Below are 26475 nucleotides of genomic sequence, written 5' to 3' on the forward strand. Positions count from 1 at the left end.
TCAAGGCGACCCGCGAGCGCGCCGCCCCCGGCCTGCTGGCGACCTTCGGCCGGCATCGGCCTGGCCAGCCGGCCCCGTGGGGAAGGGTGGCCCGGTGGTTCGGGCTTCCGCGGCCAGCAGGCACCACACCCTGCGGCACCCACTCAACCCGATTCCCAAGCTGAGGTTAGGCCCCTGAGCTTCCCCGGTAGCTCGGAGGACGATCTGCATGGCGGCTTGGGCGGGAGTCAGGTGCGTGGTGTCGACGACCTTGGCCTCGGCATGTAGCCACGTGCGGGCCGCCTCGGCGTAGGGCTCGAGGTACTTGAGACGGAACGGCGACGGAACGGGGTGTTCTCCCTCGATACGCCTGCGAAGGGTGTCTTGATCAGCGTGGATGACGAAGTGCCTTACCGGGATGGCGTGTTGGGCGAGGCCCGTACTGATCTCGCGCCAGTACTGCTCGACCAGGACAGTCATGGGTATTACCAAGGTGCCGCCGGTGTAGTCGAGCACGCGGCGGGCCGTCTCGACGACGAGCTGTCGCCACGGCGGCCAGTGCTGGAAGTTGTCCGTCTCGGGCAGCCCCGGCGTGATGTCCATGAGCGTCTCGCCGACCTTCTCGGCGTCGAACACCCGGGAATCCGGAATCAGTTGCTGCACGAGCGAGCTGGTCGTCGTCTTACCCGCGCCGTGTGTGCCGTTGAGCCATACGATCACGAGACACATTAACGCGCGTGAGCAACCGGACGATTTGCACAGGACTTGTAAGCGAGCGTCAGGCAGCGAGGCAGCAAGGAGGCAGCGCGAGCGCCGGTGCTGGTCGGCCTCGAATGGCAAGCGACGAGGGCCGGCACCTGCTCGTTGACGCGTGCCGCCACCGGTTGGTATCGGTCGACAGCGCGAGTCCGCATCCCCCCGACGGGGGTCGTCCCTTTCCCGTGGGAGCGTGCCACCGCAGCTCACAGGTCATCCTCCGGCCCGTCCAGACCATCCAGGGACGGTGATTCTGCGGCGGGAGGCAGCGCCTCCTGGGCCGCGGAGGTCGACCTCTCCGACGTCGTCCTGGTCGGGGTCAAGCACACAGATGACCGCGGTTGACATCTCGCTGCCGGTGACGGCGAGCGCAAGGGCGAGACGCTTGAGGACGAACTCGGCTACCCCAGAACTCGGTGGACAGGTAGGGACGCAGCGGAGAGGCGCGTGAGCCTCGGACCCGGGTCGACCTAGATGGTCAACGACCGGCGTCCGGCACCTGCTCGTCGACGCTGGTTTGGCGGCAGCCGCCAGCTTGGGACCGCAACCCGCAGCAGGTTCGGCGCGGCCCGCTGGCGACGGACGGTCGCCAGGCAGCAAGAAGTGCTGTACTAGCGAGAGTCTCCGGGCCCGCCGCGAACGAGTAGAGCACGAACTAGCGCGCCGAACTGGAAATACCCTGCGCGCCTCCGGTGGTCTTCTTGTGCGCGGCCAGCAGCTCGCGGGCCTCGGCCAGCAGCTCGCGCAGCTCGTCGCGGTCGCGTCGGGTGCGCATGCGGTTGCGGTCCTGCGGGGTGGTGCGTTCGAGCCCGAGAGCGTCGGCGGTCTCCTGCGGCACACGCGCGCGCACCAGGTTGCCGACGTGGTACCGGGTGGAGGTCTGGGTGAGCTTCCGCTCCTCGGGGCTGTAGCCGGCCTGGGCATACAGCTCGCGTACTGCGTACCGGTACACCCCGGTGCGGCCGGTCCAGTCAGGGTCGCCGGACGGGACCTGGTAGTGCTCGCGCAGGTCCACCATCTGCTCGGCGAGGTCACGCAGCAGGATCGTGCGGCGCTCACCCGTGGTTTGTCGTGCAGCACGGAGGATACGCACGATTTCGCGCTCGACGTGCTGCTTAGGGTCGGCCATGCCGCGAGAGTACGCGCGGGCGTGAGCGCAAAAGACAACGGATACCAGACGCAAATAGCTCCCACTGCGCGCCGGTGCGGCCGGGATGCGGGTACCGCCACTCAGGACAGCGCGTAGATCCATCGGTAATCATCGGCCCCGCCGTGACACAAGCCAGGGTGAGAGTCGCCGAGGCAATGGGGGTTCGGGTGGGTCCACCGGGGAAGCGGGACGAGGGCTGGTTCACCAGCCTCTACGCCGCCGAGTACGCGCACATCGTGAGGTATGGCCTGCGCCGGATGGCGGACGGGGACGCGTCGGCGGAGTTGGCCCAGGAGGTCTTCGTCGTTGCCTGGCGGCGTCGTGACGAGGTGCCGGACCGCAGCCTGCCCTGGCTGTACGGGGTAGCTCGGCGCCTGCTGGCGAATCAGTGGCGGTCGCGGCGTGGCGCCCCCGATGTCCTGCCGATCACCGACGTCGACCTGGCACGGGTGGCTGGCTCGTCCGGTGCTGACGTGACCGTCGGGGTCGCCGACGTCCGGGCCGCGCTGGCCATCCTGAGCGAGCTCGATCAGGAGATCCTCCGGCTGGTCGGCTGGGAGGAGTTGACGGTGTCCGAGGCGGCCAAGGTTCTCGGCTGCACCCGGGCGGCTGCGGCGGTTCGCCTGCACCGCGCCCGTCGGCGGCTCACCGAAGCGATGTCGGACCGACCCGTCCACGCCCGACGTCCGATGTTGGCGACTCTTCGAGAGGATCTGTGATGTTCGGAGCAGCGCGCACCCGTACTCTCCTCGGCCCGGTCGACCCGGCCCGGAACGCCGCCGTCGCGCCGCCGTTGGTCTCGGCACGCGAACTGATCGACAGCGCCGGCACCACCGACATGGTCGTCAGGCGTCGTCGCGTACACCCGACCCGTCGCATGGTCCTGGCTGCCGGGACGCTGGCGGTCGCGGCCGGTGCGGTGGCGGTCCTGCGGCCGTTCGACCGGCCCGCATCGGACGGCCCGGGCGGGCTCGGAGACGCGGCGGGGCTGGTGCTCGTGCCGGTCGCCTACCAGTTCGACGCGGACCCACCGGACGCCGGCCCGCAGCTCCGGGCCCTGGCCAGCAAGATCAAGGACGCGGCGTACGACCACCGCGGCGGGCGCTACATGTATCACCACACGAAGCTGTGGGGTGACCCGGTGATGTCCTCCGCCGACGGCCGTCACCACGTCGCCTACGCCGGGGAGTCGAAGGTCTGGCAGGCCGCAGACGGGACCGGCAGTCAGATCAACACCCAGTTGGAGCCGCAGTACCCGGACCAGGAATCCCAGGACTACTGGCGGCGCAGACTCGATTCGGGGCCGGCAGTCGCCGGCAACTCCGCGCCGGCCATGATCCCGCTGCCGCCCATGGAACTCACGCCACCGCCGCCCGACGCGTCGGGGCTGCGTGAACTGCTGAAGGTCGAGTACGGGCCGGGTGCGGCGAGCAAGGAGGTCAGCACGCTCTACTCGCGGTACGTGGTGTCGCGTGCGACCCGAGCGGAGATCCTGCGGGTCCTGGCCGACGTGCCGGGCTTCCGCTGGCGCGGGAAGGTCACGGACCGTGCCGGCCGGGACGGGGTCGCGGTCACGTTCGACGACCGCGAACACGACGCGCAGTCTCTCCTGATCTTCAACCCGACGACGGGTGAGCTGCTCGCCCACGAGCTTTTGACGCTGTCGCCGGTGCGGATCAGCTCGTACCAGGTGATCCTCGATGCCGCCTGGACCGATCGAGTCGGCTGACCGCCGACTCCCGGGGCCGCTCCTGTCGGGAGCGGCCCCGTTGCGTATCCAACCGGCCGGAGCTGTGGCGGACAGGCCGCGCGCGTAGCAGATCAATTGTCTCGGCGGGCGTTGTCCACAGCCCACCGAGTTGTCCACAGGTGGCGCGGTCGGGGCGGCTTGCGGGGCGGTTTCCGAGCAGGGTCGGCGGCATACCAGAGCCCGACCGCTGGAGGTCGCGATGCCATCCCGTACCTCGGTTCCGCCGATCCGCCGGCTTCCGCTGGTCGTCACCGGCGACGACGATCTGCTCGACGATGTGCTCCGACTCGCCGCTGCCGGCGGCACCGAGGTGGAGCTCGCCCCCGACCCAGCGGCCGCACGTACCCGCTGGCAGCCCGCGCCGCTGGTGCTGCTCGGCGCCGACCAGGCGCAGTCGTGTCTGCGTGCCCGGATGCCGCAACGTCCCCGGCTGGTGTTGGTCGGCCGAGTCGGTCAGTTCGACCCCGGATGGCAGATCGCCGAGCTGATCGGGGCTGAGCACGTCGCCATGCTGCCCGCCGCCGAGCCGTGGCTGGTGGACCGGTTCGCCGAGCACGGTCCAGACCGTTCGGCCGGCGGAGCCGCCCGGGTCGTCGCGGTGTTCGGTGGTCGGGGCGGTGCGGGCGCGAGTGTGCTCGCCGGCGGTCTTGCCGTGACCGCCGCGCGGGCCCGGTTGCGCACTCTGCTGGTCGACGCCGACCCGCTCGGTGGTGGCCTCGACCTCGTGCTGGGCTGGGAGCAGCTGGAAGGTTTGCGGTGGCCATCACTCACCGGTGCCGACGGGCGGGTGGACGCCCCGGCGCTGGTTCAGGCCCTACCCAGCCGGGGTGACCTGGTGGTCCTCTCCTGGGACCGCGGCGAGGTGCTGGCGCTGCCGGCGGCGGCGATGGCGGCAACGGTCGACGCAGCCCGGCGTGGGCGGGACTTCGTGGTGGTCGACCTGCCCCGCCAGTTGGACGACGCGGCAGTGGTGGCATTGCAGGCGGCCGACCAGGCGTTCGTTGTCGTCCCCGCCGAGCTGCGTGCCACCGCTGCGGCCGCCCGGGTGGTGGCGGCGGCCGCCCCGCACTGCGTTGCGCTCTCGGTCGTGGTGCGCGGGCCCGCCCCGGGCCGGCTGCGTGCCACCGAAGTGGCGCGGGCGCTCGGGCTTCCCCTGGCCGGCACGCTGCGCCCCGAGCCGGGGCTCTGCCGTGGGCTGGAACGAGGCGAGGCGCCGGCCGCCGCGGGCAAGGGCCCACTGGCGGCCCTCTGCCAACGGATCGTCACCGACCTGACCGGTGTGCCCGCGACCGGTGCGGCATGACCGGCCGTCCCGAGCACGACAACCTCGCCGCCCGGGTGCGGCAGCGGATCGCCGCCGCCACGACCCCGGTGACTCCGGCGGCGATCGTCTCCGCGGTACGGGCCGAGCCAACCGCCGCGGTGCTCGGTGACACCGCCGTCCTGCGGATCGCCGACCGGGTGCACGACGATCTCGTCGGCGCCGGGCCGCTGGCCCCGCTGCTCGCCGACCCGGAGGTCACCGACGTCCTCGTCAACGGGACCCGGGTCTGGGTCGACCGTGGTGCGGGGCTGCAGCAGGTCGCGGTCCCGGTGGGCTCGATGGAGGACGTGCGCCGGTTGGCGCAGCGACTGATCGCGAGCGCAGGCCGGCGGCTCGACGACGGCTCCCCGTACGCGGACGCCCGGCTCCCCGACGGCACCCGGCTGCACGCGGTGCTGCCGCCGGTGGCGACCGAGGGTCCCTACCTGTCCCTGCGGACCTTCCGGCACCGGCCGTTCACCCTCGACGAGTTGGTGCGTCACGGGACCGTGCCGCGACCGGTGGCACCGCTGCTCGCCGCGGTCGTCGCTGCCCGGCTGGCCTATCTGGTGACCGGGGGCACGGGGTCGGGCAAGACCACCCTGCTCAACACGCTGCTGGGGATGGTGCCAGCCACCGAGCGGATCGTGCTGGTGGAGGACGCGGCCGAGCTGCGTCCGGGACACCCGCACGTGGTGGGGCTCCAGGCGCGTACCGCCAATGTGGAGGGCTCGGGGGTGGTCAACCTCGGTGACCTGGTCCGGCAGGCACTGCGGATGCGCCCGGACCGGCTGGTGGTCGGGGAGTGCCGGGGCGGTGAGGTGGTCGACCTGCTGGCCGCGCTCAACACCGGCCACGACGGGGGTGCTGGCACGCTGCACGCCAACACGCCGTCCGACGTGCCGGCTCGGCTGGAGGCGTTGGGCATGCTGGGTGGGCTGCCTCGCGCCGCGCTGCACGCCCAGGTGGCCGCCGCGTTGCAGGTGCTGTTCCAGGTGCGACGTGGCGACCGGGGACGCGTCCTGGAGTCGGTCTGCCTGCTGTTACCCGAAGGGCCCGAACGGTTGGTGACCGTGGTGCCCGCCTGGGTACGCGGCACCGGGCTCGGGCTGGCCGCCCGTGCACTCGGGGCATTGCTACGCCAGCGGGGGGTGGCGGTGCCGCCGATCCTCAGCGAGCCGTGGCCCGGATCGGCAGGCCCGGCATGACCGGCGCGACGATGCTGGTGGCGGCGCTGCTCCTGGCCGCTGCCGCGCTGGTGGCTTGGCCGGTGCAGAGCGTCCGGGCCCGTCGACGTCGGGTGCTGGCTGCGGGACGTGCGGGCGGTGGGGCCGACCCCGACGACGCGTTGGTGGAGTGGATCCGGGACCTGAACCGCACGCCGGACGGACCGGTCGACGGGTCTGGGGACCTACCGACCCCGGGTCATCCGGCCGGCGTCGCGTACCAGCCGTCAACCGGTGCGGGTTCGGCCGGGAGTCGGACGGCGCTCGGCTGGCCCAGCCGGGACGTCACCGGCAGCCCGAGCTGGCTCGGGGTGGCGGGCGGGTCGGTGGGGTCTACCCGTCCGGCCGGCCCGACGCGCCCACCGATCCGTCGGGATCCCCGGCGCCCCGCCGGCACCACCCGGCCGGAGGCCACCACCATCGAGGCAACACCGCGCGGTGGCACATCCATGGCCGCGATCGACGGCGGCGATGTCGAGGTGGGCTGTCGGGGCGACACGTCCGGCGTGGCAACGGCCGAGACGTGCGGGGACGTCGTTTTCGGTGACGACCGGCCTGTCGGCGCGTCCGACCTGACGGCCACACGTCCGAGCGCCCGCTCGTCGCAACGGGTCCCGTGGTCGACGAGGCGCGTGCTGCCGCTGGTCGGTGTGCTGGGAGGCGGAGTCGGTGCCGTGGTCGGTGGGCCGGTCGCTGCGATCGCGGTAGGCGGGTACGGCGCCCTGGCCGTGCGGGCCGTGCTGCGCTGGCGACTGAACCGGACCGCCGAACGGAGCCGCCGAAGTGGGCTGGACCAACTGTGTGGCCTCGCGGCGGACCTCCGGGCCGGTCTGCCCGTCCAGCACGCGCTCGAGGCTGCCGCCGTTGGGCGGGACGGGTCGGACCGGCTGCGCCAGCTGACGTCGGCCGCGGTGCGACTGGCCGACCGGACCGGCGCACCGCTGGCCGAACTCGTCGAGCGGATCGAGGCGGACGCGCGGGCTACCGACCGGGGTCTGGCCGCCGCAGCGGCCCAGGCGGCCGGTGCCCGGGCCACGGCCTGGTTGCTGGCGGCGCTGCCGATCGGCGGGATCGGCCTCGGGTACGGGATCGGCGTCGACCCCGTGGCGGTGCTCCTGCACAGCACGGTTGGCGGAGCGTGCGCTGTTCTCGCGGTCGTCCTGCAGGTCGTGGGCCTCCTCTGGGCTGAACGGCTGGGCGCGACGCCGGGGCGGGCGGGATGATGCCGCAGCGTCCAGCGAGCCGGCGTAGTCCGGCCGGCGGGCGGCGGCCGGACGCGGTCCGGCTCGCCGCGGCGTTGGGCGGGCTCGCCGTGGCCGTGGTCGTCGAGGGCTGGCTCGGGCTGCTCGGTGCGATCCCGGCCGCGTTCCTGCTGGATTTCCTGCTCCGGCGGATCGAATCGCCGGCTGTCCGCCGACGGCGGCTTCAGGAGACCGTCGACCTGCCACTCGCCGTCGACCTGTTGGCCGCCGCGATGCGGGCGGGTGCCCCGGTGGATCGCTCGGTGCTGGCCGTCGCCGACGCGTTGGACGGGCCGCTCGCCGGCCGGTTGGCCCGGGTCGGCCGCACGCTGCTGCTCGGCGGTGGCCCGGCCGAGGCGTGGTCCGCACTGGACGGGGTGCCCGGCGCCGAGCGCTTGACCGCGGCGGCGTTGCGCTCGGCCAACAGTGGTGCCGCCCTGGCCGGTGCGCTGGCCCGGCTCGCTGACGACCTGCGCGCCGACCGGGCCACCGCTGCCGAGGCGTCGGCCCGCCGGGCGGGCGTGCTCATCGTCCTGCCGCTGGGGCTGTGCTTCCTGCCGGCGTTCATTCTCGCCGGCCTGGTGCCGGTGATCGTCGCCGTTCTCGGCGACGTGCTCTGATCCATCGAGAAGGGAAACAGCCATGCGCAAACTCATCGCCCGCCTGCGCGGCGACGCCGGAATGAACACGGCCGAGTACGCCGTCGGCACGCTCGCCGCAGTCGCCTTCGCCGGGATCCTGTTGAAGGTGCTGACCTCCGGCAACGTCCAGTCGGCGCTGACCGCCGTCATCGACCGGGCGCTGAAGTGATCGGGCGCCGGCAGGCCGGCCGTGGTCGGAGGTCCGAGTTCGCCGGACGTGCGTCCACCGGCAGGTGGGGGTTCCGTCTCGTCGACGCGGTGCCCGGCGACGGGCGGAGGCCCGGTCGGGCGTCCGGTCGCGGGCGGAAGACCCCCGCCGGTGGAGACCGGGGGTCCTTCACCGCCGAACTGGCGGCCGGCCTGCCGGCGCTGCTCCTGCTCCTGCTCGCCGGCCTGGCTGCGGTCAACGCCGTCAGCACCCGGGCGAGTTGCCTGCACGCGGCCCGGGAAGCGGCGCTGGCCGCCGCCCGGGGCGACGTCGACAAGGCGGATGGCGGGGGCGCGGCGCCGCCGGGCGCGGAAGTGTCGGTGTCGATCGACGGGGACCGCGCGCAGGCGACGGTACGGGCACCCGTGCGCACCCTGGGCGGCCGGTTACCACGGATCACCGTGGTCGCCACCGCCGTCGCGGCACTCGAACCCCGCGTCGGGGAGAGGGTCCCGTGATGCGACGACCTGACGCCCGACCGTCCCGCTACGGCCGCGAATCGAACACCGGGCACCCCCACGGCAGCCGGTCGGACGCCAAGTGCCCCGAGGGTGGCCGACCAGACAGCGAGCAAGGTGGGGCGACCGTCATTCTGCTGGCAGTGGGGATGGCGTTCGTGCTGGTAGGGACATTCGGTGCCGCTGTCGCCGGGGCTGCGATGGCGGCTCAGCGAGCGGCGGTCGCTGCTGACCTGGGAGCTTTGGCCGGGGCCAGCAGGGCGTTCGATGGCGACTCGACGGCCTGTACGTTCGCTGCCGACATCGCCGCCCGCAACGGTGGTCGGCTGGTCGACTGTCGTCTCGACGGGCTGGACCTGCTGGTGACCGTCGAGACGACAGTCACGCCACTGCCTGGCCTGACTCGGGTCGCGGCGTCAACGGCCCGCGCCGGGCCGGTGCGTGGCTGAGTAGGCAGCCCGGTGCGTGTTAGGACGGCCCGAGAACCTCAGCGATCATTCGGTGCCCTTGGGCTTCGAACGCTTCGTCGCCTACCCGGTAGGCCCAGGTTGCCGTGCCGATCGCCTCACGGACTCGACTGCGGTGCCACGCGGGCGTCTGGCGCGGATCCACCCCGTACCCGTCGAGGAACGCTCTCTCAAGCTTCGGGTCGCGGCGGAAATCCTGGGCGGACAGCCGGGTGAGGTCCGTGTAGGCGGGACGCATCGACGCCCGACCGAAGTCGATGATGCTGACGATGTTGTTGTGGATCAGCCAGTTCCGGGGCTGCCAGTCTCCGTGAGTCGGCACGAGCAGTGCTTCCGGCGTCGGCCAGCTGGTGATCTCGGCGCGCAGCCGTTCCACCGTGCTCGTAGCGATTCGGTGCGGTCCGCTGAGGCAGGCGAATGACTTCTCGTTCTCCCGCTCCTCGTAGTCCGCGTCGACGATGCGGGTCTGTGCGTGGAGCAGTGCGAGGAGTTCGCCTGCCTCCCGGTAGGTTGCGGGAACGTCAGCGTGTTCGCTGCCGAGCACCAGCTCACCCGGCAGGTATCTCGTGACGAGGAGCTTCGCCTTCGAGTCGCCGTACTCCAGCAGGGGTGCGCGGCCCAGGCTGGTCCAGGGACTCAGCCAGCTGAGATGGGCGCGCAGTTCGCGTTCGACGTGGTGGTCATCGTCGCCGCCGGCTTTGACGATGAATCGTGAACCGGCGTACGTCATCTCCAGAACCGTCGTCTGCACCAGGCCCCAGCTGTGGTCCTTCTCGGCGTTCGCGCCGGGAAGCCATTGATCCAACAGGGCTCGCTGCCGCGTCGACAGATTGGCGCGTCCGAGAGCCATGGCGGAGATCCTACGAGGGCAGCGAACCTAGTCGAGCGACTTCAGCCGCCCGACCGCCCCGCCCATCTCCTGATCCGCACAACATCAGGGAAAGTGCTGCCTCGGGCGTCCTGGAGACAGCACTTTCCCTGTAGTTGAGCGGATCCTGCACCAGGCCGTGGGCGGAGTAGACAGCTCACGGGCTGGCCGGGCCGGGACTGTTGCGGCTCGCCTGCAGCAGGCGGGGGTCCCGCCAGCGGCCTAGGGGTGGGGTCAGTTTGTCAGCGGGCCTGGAGCGCGTCGAGGGCGACGGCCATCGCGATGACCAGGCGGCGGTCGATCTGCGGGTGCTGCACCTCGACGATGTACTTGTCGCGCAGGCCCCACTTCTTCACCACCGTGAAGACCGGCTGGCCACCGGCGGTGAAGTCGAAGTGGTACGGCAGCCAGGACAGCGAGTCGACGAAGCGGCGCAGCAAAGCCACCGGCAGGCTTCGCTCCTGGCCCGTCACCTGCGGCAGGCCGTTCTGCTCGACGTGCCAGGTGGACCGGAGCAGCGACTGGGCGAAGTCCTTGCGGAACAGGCCGATCGGGTTACCGGCCGCGTCGGTCACGTCGTATGTGGCACCGAGGTCGAGGCGCTGGCGGGCCTTGAAGCCGAGCAGCGGCTGCTGCTTGGAGTCGTCCGTGTAGATCGTCACCTGCTCCTTGAAAGCGAGCCGCTTCTGCTGCGCGAACGCGAGCAGCTCACCCTCGGTGCCGTCCGGGGAGACCGCCCGGACCTCGTACTGGTTGACCATCATGCGCAGTCGCTGGCGGACGTGGAACTGGTGCTGGCTCTGCAAATTGTCGAACTGCATCTGAACTCCTCCGGGGGTTGGTCCGCCGGAGTCTCGCACAACCGGGCATTCGCTGCCGGCTCGCTCCAGCTCGCCTTCCCTGTCAGAGGTCAGCGGCCGTCGACTGTGGCGCGGAGCGCCCACGTGTTGAGGACCTGGTGGATGCCGCGTAGCTGCTCGTTGATCTGCTCCAGACGTTCCGCCTGGGCCAGGGCGGCCAGCGCGGACCCAAGCGCGATCTGCTGGTCGGGAGTGAGTTGATCCTGGTCGATGGTGTAGAGCAGGTCGACGGTCTCGGCGATGGTGTCGGCCACGGCTTCTCCTCGGGCGCGGGGGGCGAGCAGCAACAAAAGTATCGATGGAAGCGCTCCCACACCATTGTGCCCCGTGCCGTGCCGATTCATGCAACCTGCTCAGTCGGGCAGGTTCGCCAACACCACGTCGAGCACCCGGATCGCGTCCGGTTTGGAGAGCGGATGGTTGCCGTTGCCGCACTTCGGCGACTGCACGCACGACGGGCAACCGATCTCGCAGCCGCATTCGGCGATCGCGTCCCGGGTGGCCCGCAGCCATGCCGACGCCGTGCCGTACGCCCGCTCGGCGAACCCGGCGCCACCCGGGTGCCCGTCGTAGACGAAGACGGTCGGCGCCTCGGTGTCCGGGTGCACCGCGGTGGAGAGCCCGCCGATGTCCCACCGGTCGCAGGTGGCCATCAGCGGCAGCAGGCCGATCGCCGCGTGTTCGGCAGCGTGCAGCGCACCCGGCACGTCCGCCGACTGGACCCCGGCGGCAGCCAGCGACTGCGGCGACAGGGTGAACCAGACCGCCACCGTCCGCAGTTCCCGGGTGGGCAGGTCGAGCGGCCGGGTGTCGATCACCTCGCCGGTGGCGATCCGCCGCCGCTGGTACGACACCACCTGACTGGTCACATCCACCTCGCCGAGGAACATGCCGACCGGCCCGGCGTCCACGTAGGAACGCACCGACACCACCGACAGGTCGGTGACGTCACGGGCGTGGGTGGACCAGTCCGGTTCCTCGGCGTGCACCAGCGCGCAGCCGTCGGCGAGGTCGAGGTCGTCGACCACGTACGAGACTCCCTGGTGCAGGTAGACCGCGCCGGGATGGAGCAGGAAGTGCGAGGAGCCGCCGTCGACCGTGCCGAGCAGCCGGCCGGTCGACGACTCCACCACGCAGACCGGTGCGCCGCCCTCGCCGCGCAGGTCCACCTCGGGCCGCTCCCGATGCCGCCAGTACCAACCGGTGGGCCGCTGCCGCAGCGCCCCGGCCGCCACCAACTCGTCGACCGCCTCCTTCGCCCCGTCGCCGAAGAGCGCCAGGTCGGCCGGTGTGAGCGGCGCCTCGACGGCGGCGCAGGCGAGCTGCGGTGCCAGCACGTACGGGTTGGCCGGGTCGAGCACCGTCGCCTCGACCGGTGCGCCGAAGATCGCCTCCGGGTGGTGCACCAGGTAGGTGTCCAGTGGGTCGTCCCGGGCGACCAGCACGGCGAGGGCCTCCTGCCCGGACCGCCCGGCGCGGCCGGCCTGCTGCCACAGTGACGCCCGGGTGCCCGGGTAACCGCAGATCAGCACCGCGTCCAGCCCGACCAGGTCCACGCCCAGCTCCAGCGCGTTGGTGGAGGCCAGGCCGAGCAGGTCGCCGTGCAGCAGCGCCCGTTCCAGCTCACGTCGCTCCTCGCGCAGGTAGCCGCCCCGGTAGGCGGCGACCCGGTCGCCGAGCCCCGGCACCGCGTCGTCCAACGCCCGCCGGGCGTTGGCCGCCACGACCTCGGCGCCCTTGCGGGAGCGGACGAACGCGAGTGTGCGTACCCCCTCGGCGACCGTGTCGGCGAGCAGGTCCGCGGTCTCGCGCAGCGCCGACCGGCGGACCTGATGGAGATCGTCATGGTCGCCTGTCGCCTGCGGAGGCACCGGGGTGGAGGAGCCCGAGTCGGGCGGCAACAGCGGCGGCTCCCAGAGCGCGAAGGTCACCCCGCCGCGCGGTGACGCGTCCTCGGTGACCGCCGTCACCGGCAGGCCGGTCAGCCGCCCGGCCGCGGTCGCCGGGTCACCGGAGGTCGCCGAGGCGAGCACGAACACCGGGGTGGCGCCGAACCGTGCGCACTGCCGGCGCAGCCGACGCAGCACGTGCGCCACGTGCGAGCCGAACACCCCCCGGTAGGTGTGGCACTCGTCGATCACCACGTACGCGAGGCGGCGCAGGAAACCGGACCACTGGGCGTGCCCGGGCAGGATGCCGTGGTGCAGCATGTCGGGGTTGGTCAGCACGAACCGGGAGTGCCGGCGGATCCACTCCCGCTCGGCACGTGGAGTGTCACCGTCGTAGCAGGCTGGGCGTACCCCCTCCAGCTCCAGCGCGGCGACGGCCCGCAGCTGGTCGGCGGCGAGCGCCTTGGTCGGTGCCAGGTAGAGCACGGTGGCCCGGGGGTCGGCGAGCAGAGTGGCCAGGGCCGGGAGCTGGTACGCCAGTGACTTGCCGGACGCGGTGCCGGTGGCGACCACCACGTGCTCGCCCTCGTACGCCAGGTTGGCCGCCTCGGCCTGGTGCTGCCAGGGCGCGACCACGCCGCGTTGGGCGAACGCCGCGCGCAGCTCCGGCGGCGCCCACGACGGCCACGGCGCGGGCACCCCGGCGCGGGCCGGCACCCGTTCGACGTGGGTGACCGGGTCGCCGGCACCCCGGGCGCGCAGCCGGCGCAGCAGGTCCGTCGGCGATGGCCCGGGGCCGGGACCGAGTTCGGCTGGCGATGGCTCAGGGCCGGGGCCAAGGTCGGCTGGCGATGGCCCGGGGCCGGGACCAGCGGATACGGTTGCCGCGGGCGACGACTCCAGGTCTGGGCGCGGCGTGTGCCGGGCCGAGCTGAAGTCGTTGGTGGTCACGCCCTGCACTCTCGCACTGGTGTTCGGAGATGAAAAGTCGGGCCCGGGGGTAAGGGGAAGCTCCGCTGGCGTCCGCAGGCCGCACCGGCGGTAGTGGTTAGATGCCCACGAGAGTTTACGGCTCTGGCGAGGAGGACCGATGGAGCTGTCGCTGGCGACCCGCACTGTGGGCGAGCACACGGTGCTCGAGGTCGGTGGTGAGGTGGACGTCTACACCGCGCCCCGGCTCCGTGAACGACTCCTCGAGTTGATCGATGGTGGCGCCCGTCACGTGGTGGTCGACCTCGGTCGGGTGGACTTCCTCGACTCCACCGGGTTGGGCGTGCTGGTCGGCGCGCTCAAGCGGCTCCGTTCGGCCGGCGGTTCGTTCGCCCTGGTCTGCGACAAGGAGCCACTACTCAAGATCTTCCGGATCACCGCACTGGACCAGGTGTTCCCGTTGCACCCAACGGTCGACGCGGCGATCAGCGCCGACCCGGCGGGCGCCGGCGCGTGATGGCGACCGTCAGGCTCTCGTTCTCGCCCGCTCCGGTGCACGTTCGCACCGCGCGGCTGGTCGGCGTTGCCGTCGCCCGCCGTGCCGGGGTCCGGGAGGACCTGCTGGACGAGGTGCGCCTGGCCATCGGCGAGGCGTGCACGCGGGCGGTGGCCCTGCACCGGCAGTACGGCCTGGCCGACCCGGTGCTGGTGGAGATGTCCGACGGCGGTTCGTACGCGGTGCGGGTGGTGGACCGCGCGCCGATCGAGGCCGGCATCGGTCTGACCGCGCTGCCGCCGGACGAGCTGGCCAACGAGTCGCTCACCGATGAGGCGCTGACCACCGGCGTCGGGTTCGCGTTGCTCGCCGGCTTCGTCGAGGACCTGCAGGTGCGTCCGGTCGACGAGGGCGTCGGCACCGAGGTGCGGATGGTGTGGCCGGTCGGCCACTGACCCGAGTCGGTTCGTAGGCCGCATCCCCAGTGGGGGATGCGGCCTTGTTGCATGGATCGGGCCCTATATCAGATTTCGTTTCATAACACAGCGACGAAGATCATCGCGACACGGTGGCACCTGCGTGTGACCTCCGACACGGCGGAGGGCTACAGTACCCGGGTTGTCAGCAAGTGATCCATCCCGCAGCCAGCGGGTATGGGTGTTCATCGCTGGTCCGCTGGGGTGGGTTGGCGCGCGCTTGCGAGTCCGCATCCAGGCGTCGGTCGGTGCGTCTCCACTCACCGGCGCGATTGTTCGGTAACAGGAGGACACAGATGTCCGAGACCTTGGCCGCTGAGGGCGGCGGGCTTTCCCTTACCGGAAGCAATGTCACCTACGTCGTCATCGCCGCGGTTGTCGCGCTGGTGGCGCTCGGTTTCGCTGCCGCCCTGACAAAAACGGTGCTGGCCGCTGGTAAAGGCACCGACAAGATGCAGGAGATCTCGGGGGCGGTCCAGGAGGGCGCCTCGGCCTACCTGCTCCGCCAATTCCGCACCCTGGCGATCTTCGTCGTCGTCGCCGTGGTGCTGCTCTTCCTGCTCCCGGTGCACGACACCGATGGCAGCGAACTCGCGGTGAAGATCGGCCGCTCGGTCTTCTTCGTGGTGGGCGCACTGTTCAGCGCGTTCATCGGCGGCGCCGGCATGTGGCTGGCTACCCGCGCCAACCTGCGCGTGGCCGCCGCCGCGAGGGAGCGGGCCGGCGGCCGCGAGGCGGCCATGAAGATCGCGTTCCGGACCGGCGGCGTCGTCGGCTTCCTCACCGTCGGCCTCGGCCTCTTCGGTGCGGCGCTGGTCGTCCTGGTCTACCGGGGTGACGCGCCGACCGTGCTGGAGGGCTTCGGCTTCGGTGCCGCGCTGCTCGCGATGTTCATGCGGGTCGGCGGCGGCATCTTCACCAAGGCCGCCGACGTCGGCGCCGACCTGGTCGGAAAGGTCGAGCAGGGCATCCCCGAGGACGACCCCCGCAACGCCGCCACCATCGCCGACAACGTGGGCGACAACGTCGGTGACTGCGCCGGCATGGCCGCCGACCTGTTCGAGTCGTACGCGGTGACGCTGGTCGCCGCGCTGATCCTCGGCCGCGCCGCCTTCGGCGAAGAGGGCCTGGTCTTCCCGCTGATCATCTCCACCATCGGCGTGCTGATCGCGATCGTCGGCGTCTTCATCACCCGGCTGCGTGCGTCCGACCGTAGCGGCCTGACCGCGATCAACCGGGCGTTCTACCTCTCGGCCGTGCTCTCCGCGGTGCTGGTGGCGATCGCCGCCTACGCGTACCTGCCGGCGACCTTCGGCGAGTTCGACAACGGCCTCACCGACGCCACCGGCAACCCGCGGCTGGTGGCCATCGGCGCGGTCGTGATCGGCATCGTGCTGGCCGCCGCGATCCAGGCGCTGACCGGCTACTTCACCGAGACCAACCGGCGACCGGTGCAGGACATCGGCAAGAGCTCGCAGACCGGCGCGGCAACCGTGATCCTGGCCGGCATCAGCATCGGTCTGGAGTCGGCGGTCTACTCGGCGCTGCTGATCGGCGCTGGTGTCTTCGGGGCGTTCCTCCTCGGCGGCAGCTCCATCACGCTGTCGCTGTTCGCGGTGGCACTGGCCGGCACCGGTCTGCTCACCACGGTCGGCGTGATCGTCGCGATGGACACCTTCGGGCCGATCTCCGACAACGCCCAGGGCATCGCCGAGATGTCCGGCGACATCGACGAGCACGGCGCTCGTACGCTCACCGAGCTGGACGCGGTGGGCAACACCACCAAGGCGATCACCAAGGGCATCGCGATCGCCACGGCGGTGCTCGCCGCGACCGCGCTGTTCGGCTCCTACACCGACACGCTCACCAGCGCGTACGCGACGGCTGGCGTGAACGACGTCGGGAACGAGATCCTCAACGCGCTGAACGTGGCGAACCCACGCAACCTGGTCGGCCTGATCATCGGTGCGGCGGTGGTCTTCCTCTTCTCGGGGTTGGCCATCAACGCGGTGTCCCGTTCGGCCGGTGCCGTGGTGATGGAGGTCCGCCGGCAGTTCCGTGAGCTGCCCGGCATCATGGACGGCACCCAGCGCCCGGAGTACGGCAAGGTCGTCGACATCTGCACCCGGGACGCGCAGCGCGAGCTGATGACCCCCGGCCTGCTCGCCATCCTGGCGCCGATCGCGGTCGGCTTCGGCCTCGGGCCCGGCGCGCTCGCGGCGTACCTGGCCGGGGCGATCGGTGCCGGCACCCTGATGGCGGTCTTCCTGTCCAACTCCGGTGGGGCCTGGGACAACGCCAAGAAGCTGGTCGAGGACGGCGCGTACGGCGGCAAGGGCTCCGAGTCGCACGCGGCCACGGTCATCGGCGACACCGTCGGTGACCCGTTCAAGGACACCGCCGGTCCGGCGATCAACCCGCTGATCAAGGTGATGAACCTGGTCTCGCTGCTGATCGCACCCGCCGTGGTGGCCTGGAGCGTCGGCGACGACCGCAACGTCGGCCTGCGGGTCGGCATCGCCCTGGTCGCGACGCTGATCATCGTGGCGTCGGTGGTGTTCAGCAAGCGCAAGGGCATCGCGATGTCCGACTCCGACGCCGATGGCAACACCGGCGCGGGCAGCACCGACCACCGGCCGGAGACGGTCAACGCCTGACCCGGCACTGGCACAGGTCCCCGGTCGACGTCCGCGTCGACCGGGGACCCCGGCCGTCCGGACCGGTGCCACACCTGCCCAAAGGCCGTACGCTGCAACGCATGCGTACGTGCCGGGCGTCTGCCGCCGGAAAGCTCACGGTGGTCCTGGCCACGGTTGTCGTCGTCCTTGCCGGCTGCGGCGGAGGCCCCAGCCCACGGGCCTGGGCGGCCTCGGTCTGCGGGGCGCTCACCCCGTGGCGCTCCGAGATCAGCAAGTTGACCAGCAGCACCGATGAGCAGATGACCGCGCAGACCACGCCGGCGCAGGCCAAGGAGAACCTGGTGCGGCTCTTCGGTGGGGCGGAGCAGGCGAGCGAGACCGCCCGCCGCAAGGTGGAGCAGGCCGGCGTCCCGGAGACCGACAACGGCGAGGCCGTCTCCGCTGGTTTCCGCGGCTCGCTGGGGAAGATGCGGGATGCCTACGGCCGTGCCCGGGACACCATCGACGGCTTGGGCATCGGTGAGCCGACCGCCTTCTACGACGGCGTGCGGGCCGCGGTGGCGACCCTCAACACGGAGTACGACGCGAGCGCGCTGGACACCAGCAAGCTCAACTCCGAGGAGTTGAAACGGGCCTTCGACGAGGTGCCGGAGTGTCGCTGAGCGGTCTCGGCGATTCCCCGGCGGCGCAGCCACCGGCGCTGTTTCCCGCCCCCGAGCCCGGCGATCCGACATCAGGCTCATCGGCCTCCGGCCCGCCGCGCCGTCGCGGTGGCTCGGCTCAGCCCGGCCCGGCGCAGACCGAAGACGCGGGCCGGCAGCTTGTCTTCTTCGGCGCGGAGGCGGCCGAACCGACGGTCGCCGACCTGGCCGGGCTGCTCGCCGGGCCGGGCGAGGTGGTGCGCATGGGCGGCACCGCCCGCCTGTCGGTGCAGGTGGACGCCGCGTGGCGGGTGCACGTGCTCGTCGCCGAACTGGCCGCACGGGGGCTGGCGGCGAGCTGGGAGCCGATCGAGGGCGAGCGACACGCCGTGCGCACGTCGTACACCCGGGTCTTGAAACCGCTCGCGGCGGCCTGGCTGCACGGGCAGGCGTTACGCCCGCCAGCCACCTTCCACCTGACCGGCCGGCGGCTGCGGCTGTGGCTCGCCGCCGCCGGGACGCCGGAGCCACCCGGCGGCTTCCTGTTGCGACTCGGCGTGGACGACGCGGAGTGCTGGGAGCCGATCGGGGTTGCGCTGGCGGCGGCCGGGCTCGCTGGCACGCTGGTCAGCCCGGGTGAGGGCGGCCCGGCGTACCGGATCACCGGCCGCCGACGGTTGGGCCGGCTCGCCGAGTTGGTCGGCGAGGCACCTCCTGCGGCGCCTGCCGACGCCTGGCCGACGGGACCCTGAACCGGTCATTTCGCCCAGGTTGCCGACCCTGCCGGGGTCACGGCCGGGTGTCCGGTGCCGGACAACCGACGGGACGATCCAGGCGGAAAACGGGCGGGTCGGACCTCGGCCGTGGGTCCGCCATCGTCACAGTGACCCGCTTCGGGCCCTACCCACGGTGTACGGTGGCGCCGTCCGACACTGCCGAGCGCGGCGGGGTGAGAGTCGACCATCGCGCCGGAGCGGTTTGCGGCCCGCGAAACCCGAAACGCGGGCGGCGCGTTACGTTGGACATCCGAACCGCCGGTGCGACGGCGGGGTCGAAAGCGGTCGCTGTCCGGGCGCCGGCAGGCCACGAGCAGGAGTGAGGTCGGGGAGAGACGTGCCGAGCAACGCTGGAACCACCCGTCTGGTCATCGTCGAGTCACCGGCGAAGGCCAAGACGATCTCGGGCTACCTTGGCCCGGGGTACGTCGTGGAGGCCAGCTTCGGTCACGTCCGCGACCTGCCGCGCAACGCCGCCGACGTGCCGGCCAAATACAAGAAGGAACCCTGGGCCCGCCTCGGGGTGGACGTGGACAACGGCTTCCACGCGCTCTACGTCGTCTCCGCCGACCGTAAGCAGCAGATCAGCAAGCTGGTGAAGCTGGCCAAGGAGGTCGACGAGATCTTCCTGGCGACGGATGAGGACCGCGAGGGCGAGGCGATCGCCTGGCACCTGGTCGAGACGCTGAAGCCGAAGGTCCCCGTCAAGCGGATGGTCTTCCACGAGATCACCAAGCCGGCGATCCAGGCGGCCGTCGCCAACCCCCGGGAGATCGACCGCGACCTGGTCGACGCCCAGGAGGCCCGACGGATCCTCGACCGGCTCTACGGCTACGAGGTCTCCCCCGTGCTGTGGAAGAAGGTCATGCCGAGGCTCTCGGCAGGCCGGGTGCAGTCGGTGGCGACCCGCATCGTGGTCGAGCGGGAGCGGCAGCGGATGGCCTTCCGCACCGCTGAATACTGGGACATCCTGGCCACCCTCGCCGTGACCAACGCCGGCGAGGGCCCGCGGGCGTTCAACGCCACCCTGATCGCCCTGAACGGCGACCGGATCGCCACCGGTAAGGACTTCGAACCGACCACGGGCCGGGTGAAGCCCGGTGCCGGTGTGGTGCACCTGGACGAGAGCGGTGCCCGGGGTCTCGCGGCCCGACTCGAGGGACGACCGTTCACGGTCACCCGGGTCGAGGAGAAGCCCTACCGTCGCCGCCCGTACGCGCCGTTCATCACCTCGACCCTGCAGCAGGAGGCAGCCCGCAAGCTGCGCCTGTCGTCGCAGCAGACGATGCGCACCGCGCAGCGCCTGTACGAGAACGGCTACATCACCTATATGCGTACCGACTCGGTGAACCTGTCGGAAACCGCCATCTCGGCGGCCCGTCGGCAGATCGTCGAGCTGTACGGCGAGCGCAGCGTGCCGCCGGAGCCGCGTCGCTACACCGGCAAGGTGAAGAACGCGCAGGAGGCACACGAGGCGATCCGCCCGGCGGGGGACAACTTCCGCACCCCGGGCGAGGTGGCCAAGGAGTTGTCGGCCGAGGAGTTCAAGCTCTACGAGCTGATCTGGCGGCGCACCATCGCCTCGCAGATGACCGACGCGGTCGGCTCCAGCGTGTCGGTCCGCATCCGCGCGGTCTCCACCTCCGCGGAGGAAGCCGACTTCGGCGCCACCGGCAAGACCATCACCGACCCCGGCTTCCTGCGCGCGTACGTCGAGTCCAGCGACGACGAGAACGCCGAGGCCGAGGACGCCGAGCGCCGGCTGCCGACCCTGGTCAAGGACCAGCCGCTGACCGCCGACCAGCTGGCCGCGCAGGGGCACCACACCCAGCCGCCGTCGCGCTACACCGAAGCGTCGCTGGTCAAGGCTCTGGAAGAGCTGGGCATCGGCCGCCCGTCCACCTACGCGTCGATCATGCAGACGATCCAGGACCGGGGGTACGTCACCAAGCGCGGCCAGGCGATGATCCCCACCTTCCTGGCCTTCGCGGTGATCGGGCTGATGGAGCGGCACTACCCGCGCCTGATCGACTACGACTTCACCGCCACCATGGAGAACGAGCTGGACGAGATCGCCGGCGGTGACCACGCCGCGGTCGACTTCCTCACCGCGTTCTACTTCGGCAGCTCGAATGGTGCCGGCGACCAGGACATCGCCCGTTCCGGCGGGCTCAAGAAGCTGGTCACCGAGAACCTCAGCGACATCGACGCCCGCAGCGTCAACTCCATCCCGCTCTTCACCGACGACGATGGCCGCGAGGTCGTCGTGCGGGTCGGCCGGTACGGGCCGTACCTGCAGCGGGAGCTGCCCGGCGGCGAGCAGCCGGCACCGGCCGCGGCTTCGGGCGAGGGCGAGGAGGGCGGCACCCAGGGTGACCGGGCGCCGATCCCCGAGGGCCTTGCGCCGGACGAGTTGACCCCGGAGAAGGTGCACGAGCTGTTCCTCGGCGGCAGCGGCGAGCGCAAGCTCGGCGACGACCCCGCGACCGGCGAGCCGATCGTGCTCAAGTCCGGCCGGTTCGGCCCGTACGTGTCCAGCGGTGAGCGGAAGTCCTCGCTGCTGCGTACGCAGACACCGGACTCGCTGACCCTGGAGGAGGCGCTCAAGCTGCTCAGCCTCCCCCGGCTGATCGGTGTCGCGCCGGACGGCGTCGAGGTCTTCGCCAACAACGGCCGCTACGGCCCGTACGTCAAGCGTGGCGAGGAGTTCCGTTCGCTCGAGTCCGAAGATCAGATGTTCACGGTCGGCCTGGACGAGGCGCTGGCTCTGCTGGCCGCCCCGAAGGCCCGGGGACGGCGGGCCGCGGCACCGCCGCTGCGCGAGATGGGCGTCGACCCGGCGACCGAGAAGCCTCTGGTGATCAAGGATGGCCGGTTCGGCCCGTACGTCACCGACGGGGAGGTCAACGCGTCGCTGCGGCGCGGGCAGACCCCGGAGGCGTTGACCATCGAGGAAGCCTCCGAGATGTTGGCCGAGAAGCGGGCGAAGGGTCCGGCGCCGCGTAAGAAGGCGGCGGCGAAGAAGGCTCCCGCGAAGAAGGCCGCGGCCACGAAGAAGACGGCCGCTGCCACCAAGTCCACGGCCGCGAAGAAGACCGCGACGGCCAAGGCCACCACTGCGGCGAAGAAGGCCCCGGCCAAGAAGGCGGCCCCTCGCAAGGCGGCCACCAGCACGGAGTAACCCTGGCCACAAGATCCGGTAGGAAGAACGGTCCCCCTCGGGGGGCCGTTTTTCTTTTCTGGTCGGGGCCGAGTTGGGGTGTTCCGCGTCACGGCGGGCTGAGCGCCTTCTGGATCTGGTCGGTACCGCCGTACCGTAAGAGCATGCCGGCATTCTGCATCTTCCACCCGCTGCTGGGCCAGGACATCGACAGCGAGCAGCGGACCGTCCGGGTCGAGGCGGGCGTTACCAGAGGGCCGGCCGAAGAGGCCGCCGAAAATGGGCCTGCCCGGACAACGCCATGGTGATCCGAAAAAGGCGTGCGGGTGGGGAGAAGCGGACGCTCGTGCTCGACGCCGTGGCAGGTGTGCTCGCTGCCCGAGGCTTCGAGAACACCCGGTTCACGGACGTGTCGGCGGCCGGCGGTGTCGCGATCAGCACCTTGCAGACCTACTTCGGTTCCCGCGAGGACATGGTCATCGAGGCCATGCAGGTCTTCACCGACCGGGAGGTGGACGCCCTCCAGGCGGCGTCCGCCGTCGAGCCCGATCCGTGGCGACGGCTCGTCGCGCTGGTGGACCGAAGTCTGGACAACTCGGAGAGCACCCGGCAGATCCTCGTCGAATTCTGGCGATCCGCCATGCGCGACGACGAACTCCGCGACTACAGCGCCGAAGTGCAGACGCGTTACCGGGCGCCCTTCCTGGCCGCCGTGCGCGAAGGCGCCGAACGGGGCGACTTCACGCTGGCCCACGACGCCGAGGCGGTAACTGACCTTCTGCTCTCGGCGCTGGCCGGTCTGATCGTCTCTCGCGTCCAGCACCACCCCACACCGTCGCCCGCGGAGTTCCGCGATGTCCTGCTGACCCAGCTCAGACTGATGCTGGGCGTCAAGGGCTCGAAGCCCAGTACCCGAACGGACTGAGGAGCAATGGCCAGCGTCGAGATCACCCGTTTTCGCGTGCCCGCGGAGCGCGCCGACGCGCTGCTCGCCGCACGGCCGGCGATGCTGCACGACTTCCAGACCGATCGTGCCGGCTTCCTCGGCGCGCGACTGGTCCGGCTGACCACCGACGAATGGCTGGACATCGTCTTCTGGGCCTCGCCCGAGGACTTTGCTGAATCCCGCCAGCGGGGTGGGGACCGGCCCGGCATCCAGAAGTTCTTCTCCCTGATCGAAGCGGTGATCAGCGTCGAGGAGGGCACCACGACGAGTATGGATCTGCCGTGAGCTGGACAGCCGGGTTCCGTACTGCAGTGTTCAGTCCCTACGAGCAGCTCCAGTTCAGCGAACCCCGTGGCTTCGTCGACCAGACCATCCGTCAGGTGCTGCACCTGGCCGGCGGTGGGGAGGCCTTCCGCGTACGCCTGACGAACCGCTACGGTCGCACGCCCTTGACCATCGCGGCAGCCGTGGTCGCCGTCGGCCACCAGCAGGGCGCCCTCACCTTTGACGGCGCCGAGCAGTGCGTGATCCCTGCGGGCGAGGAGGCCGTCAGCGACCCGGTCGGCCTTCCCGTCGCTGCTGGAGCGGACGTGGTCCTGAGCCTCTACCTTCCGGAGAAGACCGGTCTGGCCACCCACTCCCACAAGCCAGCCGAGGTCGCCCGAATAGCCGGCGGCAACCACGTCGCGTCGCCCGTGCTGGCGGGAGCGGAGCAGGTCGAAGCCAGGTTCTACATCTCGGGTGTCGACGTGCTCGCCCCGCCGGACACCGCGATCGCGGTGGCCTTCGGCGACTCCTGGTTCGAGGGAGTTGGCACCACGACCAGCGCGAACCGTCGCTCCGTCGACTTCCTCAACCGCCGCCTCAAGCGCGGGTGGGTCGTCAACCAGGGCATCGCCGGAAACCGCCTCCTGCGCGACGGAGTCGGTGAACACGCGCTGGCACGCTTCGACCGAGATGTCCTCTCGATACCCGCCGTGACCCACGTCCTCGTCCACTTCGGCATCAACGACCTCGGCCTGCCCGGCATGCTGGGCGAACCTCCTGTCTCCGCGGATGCCCTCATCCAGGGCTTCGACGCGCTGGCCGACCGCGCCCACGGCGCCGGGCTGAGGATCCTCGCCGCCACCATCGGTCCGTTCGCGGGCGCCGGCCCGGAGATCAGCACGCCACAGGGCCTTGCCACCCGACGCAAGGTGAACGACTGGATCCGCACGTCCGACGCCTTCGACGCGGTCTTCGACGTGGCCCGTGCTGTCGCCGACCCGCAGGCCCCTGACCACATCCACCCGGCGCTGGACAGCGGCGACGGTATGCACCTGAACGACCGGGGCGCCGCAGCGATGGCTGACGCCGTCGACCTGAACGACCTCGCGCTTTAGGGCCGGGCCGCCCCGTCCAGGCCCTCGGCTCGACCGAGGGCCTGGACATCGGCGGGTGCCGTCAGGCGCCGAGGACGTGGGTCAGGTGGGGGTTGCTGAAGACACGATCGGGGTCCAGGCGGTCGCGGATGGCCTGGAAGTCCTCGAACCGTGGGTAGGCCGCGGCCAGCGACGCGGCATCGCGGTAGTGCAGCTTGCCCCAGTGCGGGCGGCCACCCAGTCCGGTGGCCACCTCCTCGAAGGCCCGGAAGTACGGCTCGTACGGCATGCCGACGTACTGGTGCACGGCGATGTAGACGTTGTCCCGCCCGTAGCCGTGCGAGAGCCAGATGTCGTCGGCGGCGGTGAATCGCACCTCCACCGGGAAGAGCACCTTGAACGGCAGCCCGTCCACGATCCGCTGGAGCGCGGCGAGCGCCTCGGGCAGCGCCTCGCGGGGCAGGCCGTACTCCATCTCCACGAAGCGGACCCGGCGCGGGGTGCAGAACACCCGGTCGGAGCGGCCGGTGTACTGACGCTCGGTGAGGGCGCGAGCGGAGATCGCACTGATCCGCGGGGCCAGCGCGGGCACGATCCGGCCGAGTCGGCAGGCGCCCGCGAAGACGGTGTTGGCGAGGAAGTCGTCGTCCAACCAGCCGCGCCAGCGGGACAGTGGCCGGTCGTTCGTGGGTACCTGGTCGTTGGTCTTGACCTGGACCCGCGTGGTGTAGGGGAACCAGTAGAACTCGACGTGGTCGTGCCCGTCGATCAGCGCGGGCAGGTCGCCAAGGACGTCGGCCAGCTCGGCCGGGCGTTCGTGGGCGTGCAGCACGAAGGCGGCCACGCAGCGCAGGGTCACCTCGACCAGGACGCCGAGAGCGCCGAGTGACACCTGGGCGGCGGCGAGGACGTCGGGATGCTCGTCGGCGGAGCAGCGCAGCACCTCGCCGGTGCCGGTGACCAGGGTGATCCCCGCGACGAACGTGGACAGGCATCCGTAGCCGGCGCCGGTGCCGTGGGTGCCTGTGGAGATCGCGCCGGCGACGGTCTGCGCGTCGATGTCGCCGAGGTTGGGCAGCGCGAGACCGTGTCGGGCGAGCAGGCCGTTGAGTGCGTGCAGGGTCATTCCCGCCGGTACGGTGACGAGTCGCTGCGCGACGTCGACGCTGACCATGGTGGTCAGATCGGACAGGTCCATCCGGCGGTCGTCGGCGAGTGCGACGGCGGTGAACGAGTGGCCGCTGCCGGTCACGCGGATCCGACCGCCGGCGGCTGCGGTCGATCGGACGGCTTGTGCGACGTCCGTCGGCGAGCCGGGGCGCAGGATCGCGGTGGCGCTGCCACGCTGGTTGCCGGCCCAGTTGGACCACCCGGGGGTGAGCGGTGCGGTGCCGGCCATGCGCGCTCCCTCATTCATGAATATGAACTGACTTCATATCAGGAACGTTCTAGCTGGTAAATACCGCAATTGCGATCCGCTCGTTGTACCGGTAGTCACGGACTCGTGACTTATAGATATGTTCATCCGTCGAAGGGGGGTGGCGCCGAGTGTCCACACCAGCCGCCACGACCGGGCCGCTGCGCCGCGTTCCGGTGCAGGGTCGAAGTGTCGCGCGGGTGCAGCGCATGTTGGATGCCTGCGCCGAACTCGTCGACGAGGTGGGGTACGAGGGGCTGACCACGACCCTGCTCGCCGAGCGAGCCGAAGTGGCGATCGGGTCGGTGTACCAGTTCTTTCCGGACAAGCGGGCAATCGTGCAGGCGTTGACCCTGCGCACGATGGAGTCCTACCTCCAGCGCCTCGACGAGCGGTTCGCCTCCGACGAGATGACCCACTGGTGGGACGGCGTCGACGCGGGGATCGACGAGTACATCACGATGCACCGCACCGTCCCCGGCTTCCGTACTCTGCACTTCGGCGACGTGGTCGACCTGCACCTGCTCGACGAGCAGCGGGACAACAACGGCGTGATCGCCGACCAGTTGGCCCAGGTGCTCACCGAGCGTTTCGGGCTCACCGACGTACCGAAGCTGCGGTTCGTCCTGGAGATCGCGGTCGAGGCGGCGGACGCGCTGATCAAGCTCGCGTTCCGACGGAAGTCCGACGGCGACGAGCGGGTGCTGCTCGAAGCGAAGGCACTGATCCGGGAGTACCTGCACCGCCAGGTCGACGGCCCGGACAGCGACCGGTCCACCGCCGGGCAGGCCGAGGCGACCCAGCCTGCCTGAGTCGCGCTCGCGGTCCGGGGTGGGT

General features: G+C 71.2%; 27 protein-coding genes. 20 read left to right on the forward strand and 7 right to left on the reverse strand.

The genetic code is table 11. From position 1 onward, the window contains the following. Positions 1-699 (reverse strand): AAA family ATPase, encoded by a 699-nt coding sequence (locus JOD64_RS16375; protein WP_307813432.1) that lies wholly within the window; start codon positions 697-699, stop codon positions 1-3. A 691-nt stretch (positions 700-1390) separates the two neighbouring features. Next, a complete protein-coding gene (locus tag JOD64_RS16380) occupies positions 1391-1864 on the reverse strand; it encodes a hypothetical protein (protein WP_204943017.1) in 474 nt (157 codons plus the stop codon). A gap of 188 nt (positions 1865-2052) precedes the next feature. Between JOD64_RS16380 and JOD64_RS16385 the strand changes: the two genes are divergently transcribed. The 9 genes from JOD64_RS16385 (at position 2053) to JOD64_RS16425 (ending at position 9161) form a co-directional block, all read left to right on the forward strand. Beyond that, the gene (locus tag JOD64_RS16385; RefSeq protein WP_307813433.1) at positions 2053-2604 is read left to right on the forward strand and encodes an RNA polymerase sigma factor; all 552 of its coding nucleotides are present in this window, start codon (positions 2053-2055) and stop codon (positions 2602-2604) included. Next, the gene (locus JOD64_RS16390) at positions 2604-3614 is read left to right on the forward strand and encodes a CU044_5270 family protein (protein WP_204943019.1); all 1011 of its coding nucleotides are present in this window, start codon (positions 2604-2606) and stop codon (positions 3612-3614) included. The genes JOD64_RS16385 and JOD64_RS16390 overlap by 1 nt, the downstream gene beginning before the upstream one ends. A 220-nt stretch (positions 3615-3834) precedes the next feature. Then, entirely contained in the window at positions 3835-4938 is a 1104-nt protein-coding gene (ssd, locus tag JOD64_RS16395; protein WP_204943020.1) for a septum site-determining protein Ssd, read from the forward strand. Next, positions 4935-6146, forward strand: a complete 1212-nt coding sequence (locus tag JOD64_RS16400; RefSeq protein WP_204943021.1) for a TadA family conjugal transfer-associated ATPase — start codon at positions 4935-4937, stop codon at positions 6144-6146. Before ssd ends, JOD64_RS16400 begins: the two co-directional genes overlap by 4 nt. Then, positions 6143-7387, forward strand: a complete 1245-nt coding sequence (locus JOD64_RS33795) for a hypothetical protein (RefSeq protein ID WP_307813435.1) — start codon at positions 6143-6145, stop codon at positions 7385-7387. The genes JOD64_RS16400 and JOD64_RS33795 overlap by 4 nt, the downstream gene beginning before the upstream one ends. Then, a complete protein-coding gene (locus JOD64_RS16410) occupies positions 7384-8025 on the forward strand; it encodes a type II secretion system F family protein (RefSeq protein WP_204943022.1) in 642 nt (213 codons plus the stop codon). The genes JOD64_RS33795 and JOD64_RS16410 overlap by 4 nt, the downstream gene beginning before the upstream one ends. 22 nt (positions 8026-8047) lie before the next feature. Continuing rightward, positions 8048-8215, forward strand: coding sequence for a DUF4244 domain-containing protein (locus JOD64_RS16415; RefSeq protein ID WP_081883916.1), 168 nt, complete (start codon positions 8048-8050; stop codon positions 8213-8215). A gap of 89 nt (positions 8216-8304) precedes the next feature. Then, the gene (locus tag JOD64_RS16420) at positions 8305-8712 is read left to right on the forward strand and encodes a TadE family type IV pilus minor pilin (RefSeq protein ID WP_204946089.1); all 408 of its coding nucleotides are present in this window, start codon (positions 8305-8307) and stop codon (positions 8710-8712) included. Beyond that, complete coding sequence (locus JOD64_RS16425; RefSeq protein WP_204943023.1) at positions 8712-9161, forward strand: Rv3654c family TadE-like protein; 450 nt, start codon at positions 8712-8714, stop codon at positions 9159-9161. Before JOD64_RS16420 ends, JOD64_RS16425 begins: the two co-directional genes overlap by 1 nt. A 19-nt stretch (positions 9162-9180) precedes the next feature. Here the strand turns inward: JOD64_RS16425 and JOD64_RS16430 are convergent, their stop codons facing one another. The 4 genes from JOD64_RS16430 to sftH form a co-directional block, all read right to left on the reverse strand. Next, positions 9181-10029 (reverse strand): phosphotransferase, encoded by an 849-nt coding sequence (locus tag JOD64_RS16430; protein WP_204943024.1) that lies wholly within the window; start codon positions 10027-10029, stop codon positions 9181-9183. A gap of 260 nt (positions 10030-10289) precedes the next feature. Further along, positions 10290-10868 (reverse strand): LURP-one-related family protein, encoded by a 579-nt coding sequence (locus JOD64_RS16435; RefSeq protein ID WP_204943025.1) that lies wholly within the window; start codon positions 10866-10868, stop codon positions 10290-10292. A gap of 89 nt (positions 10869-10957) precedes the next feature. After that, positions 10958-11161 carry a hypothetical protein gene (locus tag JOD64_RS16440; protein ID WP_204943026.1) on the reverse strand — a complete coding sequence of 68 codons (204 nt, stop codon included), beginning with the start codon at positions 11159-11161 and terminating at the stop codon, positions 10958-10960. A 99-nt stretch (positions 11162-11260) separates the two neighbouring features. Further along, positions 11261-13570 carry a DEAD/DEAH box helicase gene (sftH, locus tag JOD64_RS16445; RefSeq protein WP_239561190.1) on the reverse strand — a complete coding sequence of 770 codons (2310 nt, stop codon included), beginning with the start codon at positions 13568-13570 and terminating at the stop codon, positions 11261-11263. A gap of 316 nt (positions 13571-13886) precedes the next feature. Between sftH and JOD64_RS16450 the strand changes: the two genes are divergently transcribed. From JOD64_RS16450 to JOD64_RS16495, 10 genes are all read left to right on the forward strand, one after another. Next, a complete protein-coding gene (locus JOD64_RS16450; protein WP_088986718.1) occupies positions 13887-14243 on the forward strand; it encodes an STAS domain-containing protein in 357 nt (118 codons plus the stop codon). After that, entirely contained in the window at positions 14240-14677 is a 438-nt protein-coding gene (locus JOD64_RS16455) for an ATP-binding protein (RefSeq protein WP_204943028.1), read from the forward strand. Before JOD64_RS16450 ends, JOD64_RS16455 begins: the two co-directional genes overlap by 4 nt. 317 nt (positions 14678-14994) lie before the next feature. After that, positions 14995-17355, forward strand: coding sequence for a sodium-translocating pyrophosphatase (locus tag JOD64_RS16460; RefSeq protein ID WP_204943029.1), 2361 nt, complete (start codon positions 14995-14997; stop codon positions 17353-17355). Positions 17356-17456: 101 nt separating this feature from the next. After that, positions 17457-17999, forward strand: a complete 543-nt coding sequence (locus tag JOD64_RS16465; protein WP_204943030.1) for a hypothetical protein — start codon at positions 17457-17459, stop codon at positions 17997-17999. Next, positions 17990-18730 carry a hypothetical protein gene (locus tag JOD64_RS16470; protein WP_204943031.1) on the forward strand — a complete coding sequence of 247 codons (741 nt, stop codon included), beginning with the start codon at positions 17990-17992 and terminating at the stop codon, positions 18728-18730. The genes JOD64_RS16465 and JOD64_RS16470 overlap by 10 nt, the downstream gene beginning before the upstream one ends. Positions 18731-19091: 361 nt before the next feature. Then, positions 19092-21935, forward strand: coding sequence for a type I DNA topoisomerase (topA, locus tag JOD64_RS16475; protein WP_204943032.1), 2844 nt, complete (start codon positions 19092-19094; stop codon positions 21933-21935). Between the two features lie 143 nt (positions 21936-22078). After that, positions 22079-22222, forward strand: coding sequence for a hypothetical protein (locus JOD64_RS16480; RefSeq protein WP_204943033.1), 144 nt, complete (start codon positions 22079-22081; stop codon positions 22220-22222). Continuing rightward, positions 22216-22839, forward strand: coding sequence for a TetR/AcrR family transcriptional regulator (locus JOD64_RS16485; protein ID WP_204943034.1), 624 nt, complete (start codon positions 22216-22218; stop codon positions 22837-22839). The genes JOD64_RS16480 and JOD64_RS16485 overlap by 7 nt, the downstream gene beginning before the upstream one ends. 6 nt (positions 22840-22845) lie before the next feature. Continuing rightward, on the forward strand, positions 22846-23145 hold the full coding sequence (locus tag JOD64_RS16490) for an antibiotic biosynthesis monooxygenase family protein (protein ID WP_204943035.1): 300 nt from the start codon (positions 22846-22848) through the stop codon (positions 23143-23145). A 26-nt stretch (positions 23146-23171) separates the two neighbouring features. After that, positions 23172-24242 (forward strand): SGNH/GDSL hydrolase family protein, encoded by a 1071-nt coding sequence (locus tag JOD64_RS16495; RefSeq protein WP_204943036.1) that lies wholly within the window; start codon positions 23172-23174, stop codon positions 24240-24242. Between the two features lie 61 nt (positions 24243-24303). Here the strand turns inward: JOD64_RS16495 and JOD64_RS16500 are convergent, their stop codons facing one another. Beyond that, positions 24304-25620, reverse strand: coding sequence for a D-arabinono-1,4-lactone oxidase (locus JOD64_RS16500; protein ID WP_204943037.1), 1317 nt, complete (start codon positions 25618-25620; stop codon positions 24304-24306). Between the two features lie 227 nt (positions 25621-25847). Here JOD64_RS16500 and JOD64_RS16505 point away from each other — a divergent pair, with 227 nt between their 5' ends. After that, on the forward strand, positions 25848-26450 hold the full coding sequence (locus JOD64_RS16505; RefSeq protein ID WP_204946090.1) for a TetR/AcrR family transcriptional regulator: 603 nt from the start codon (positions 25848-25850) through the stop codon (positions 26448-26450). Positions 26451-26475: the final 25 nt, after the last annotated feature.

It is taken from the genome of Micromonospora luteifusca, assembly GCF_016907275.1.
Classification (GTDB): Bacteria; Actinomycetota; Actinomycetes; order Mycobacteriales; family Micromonosporaceae; genus Micromonospora; species Micromonospora luteifusca.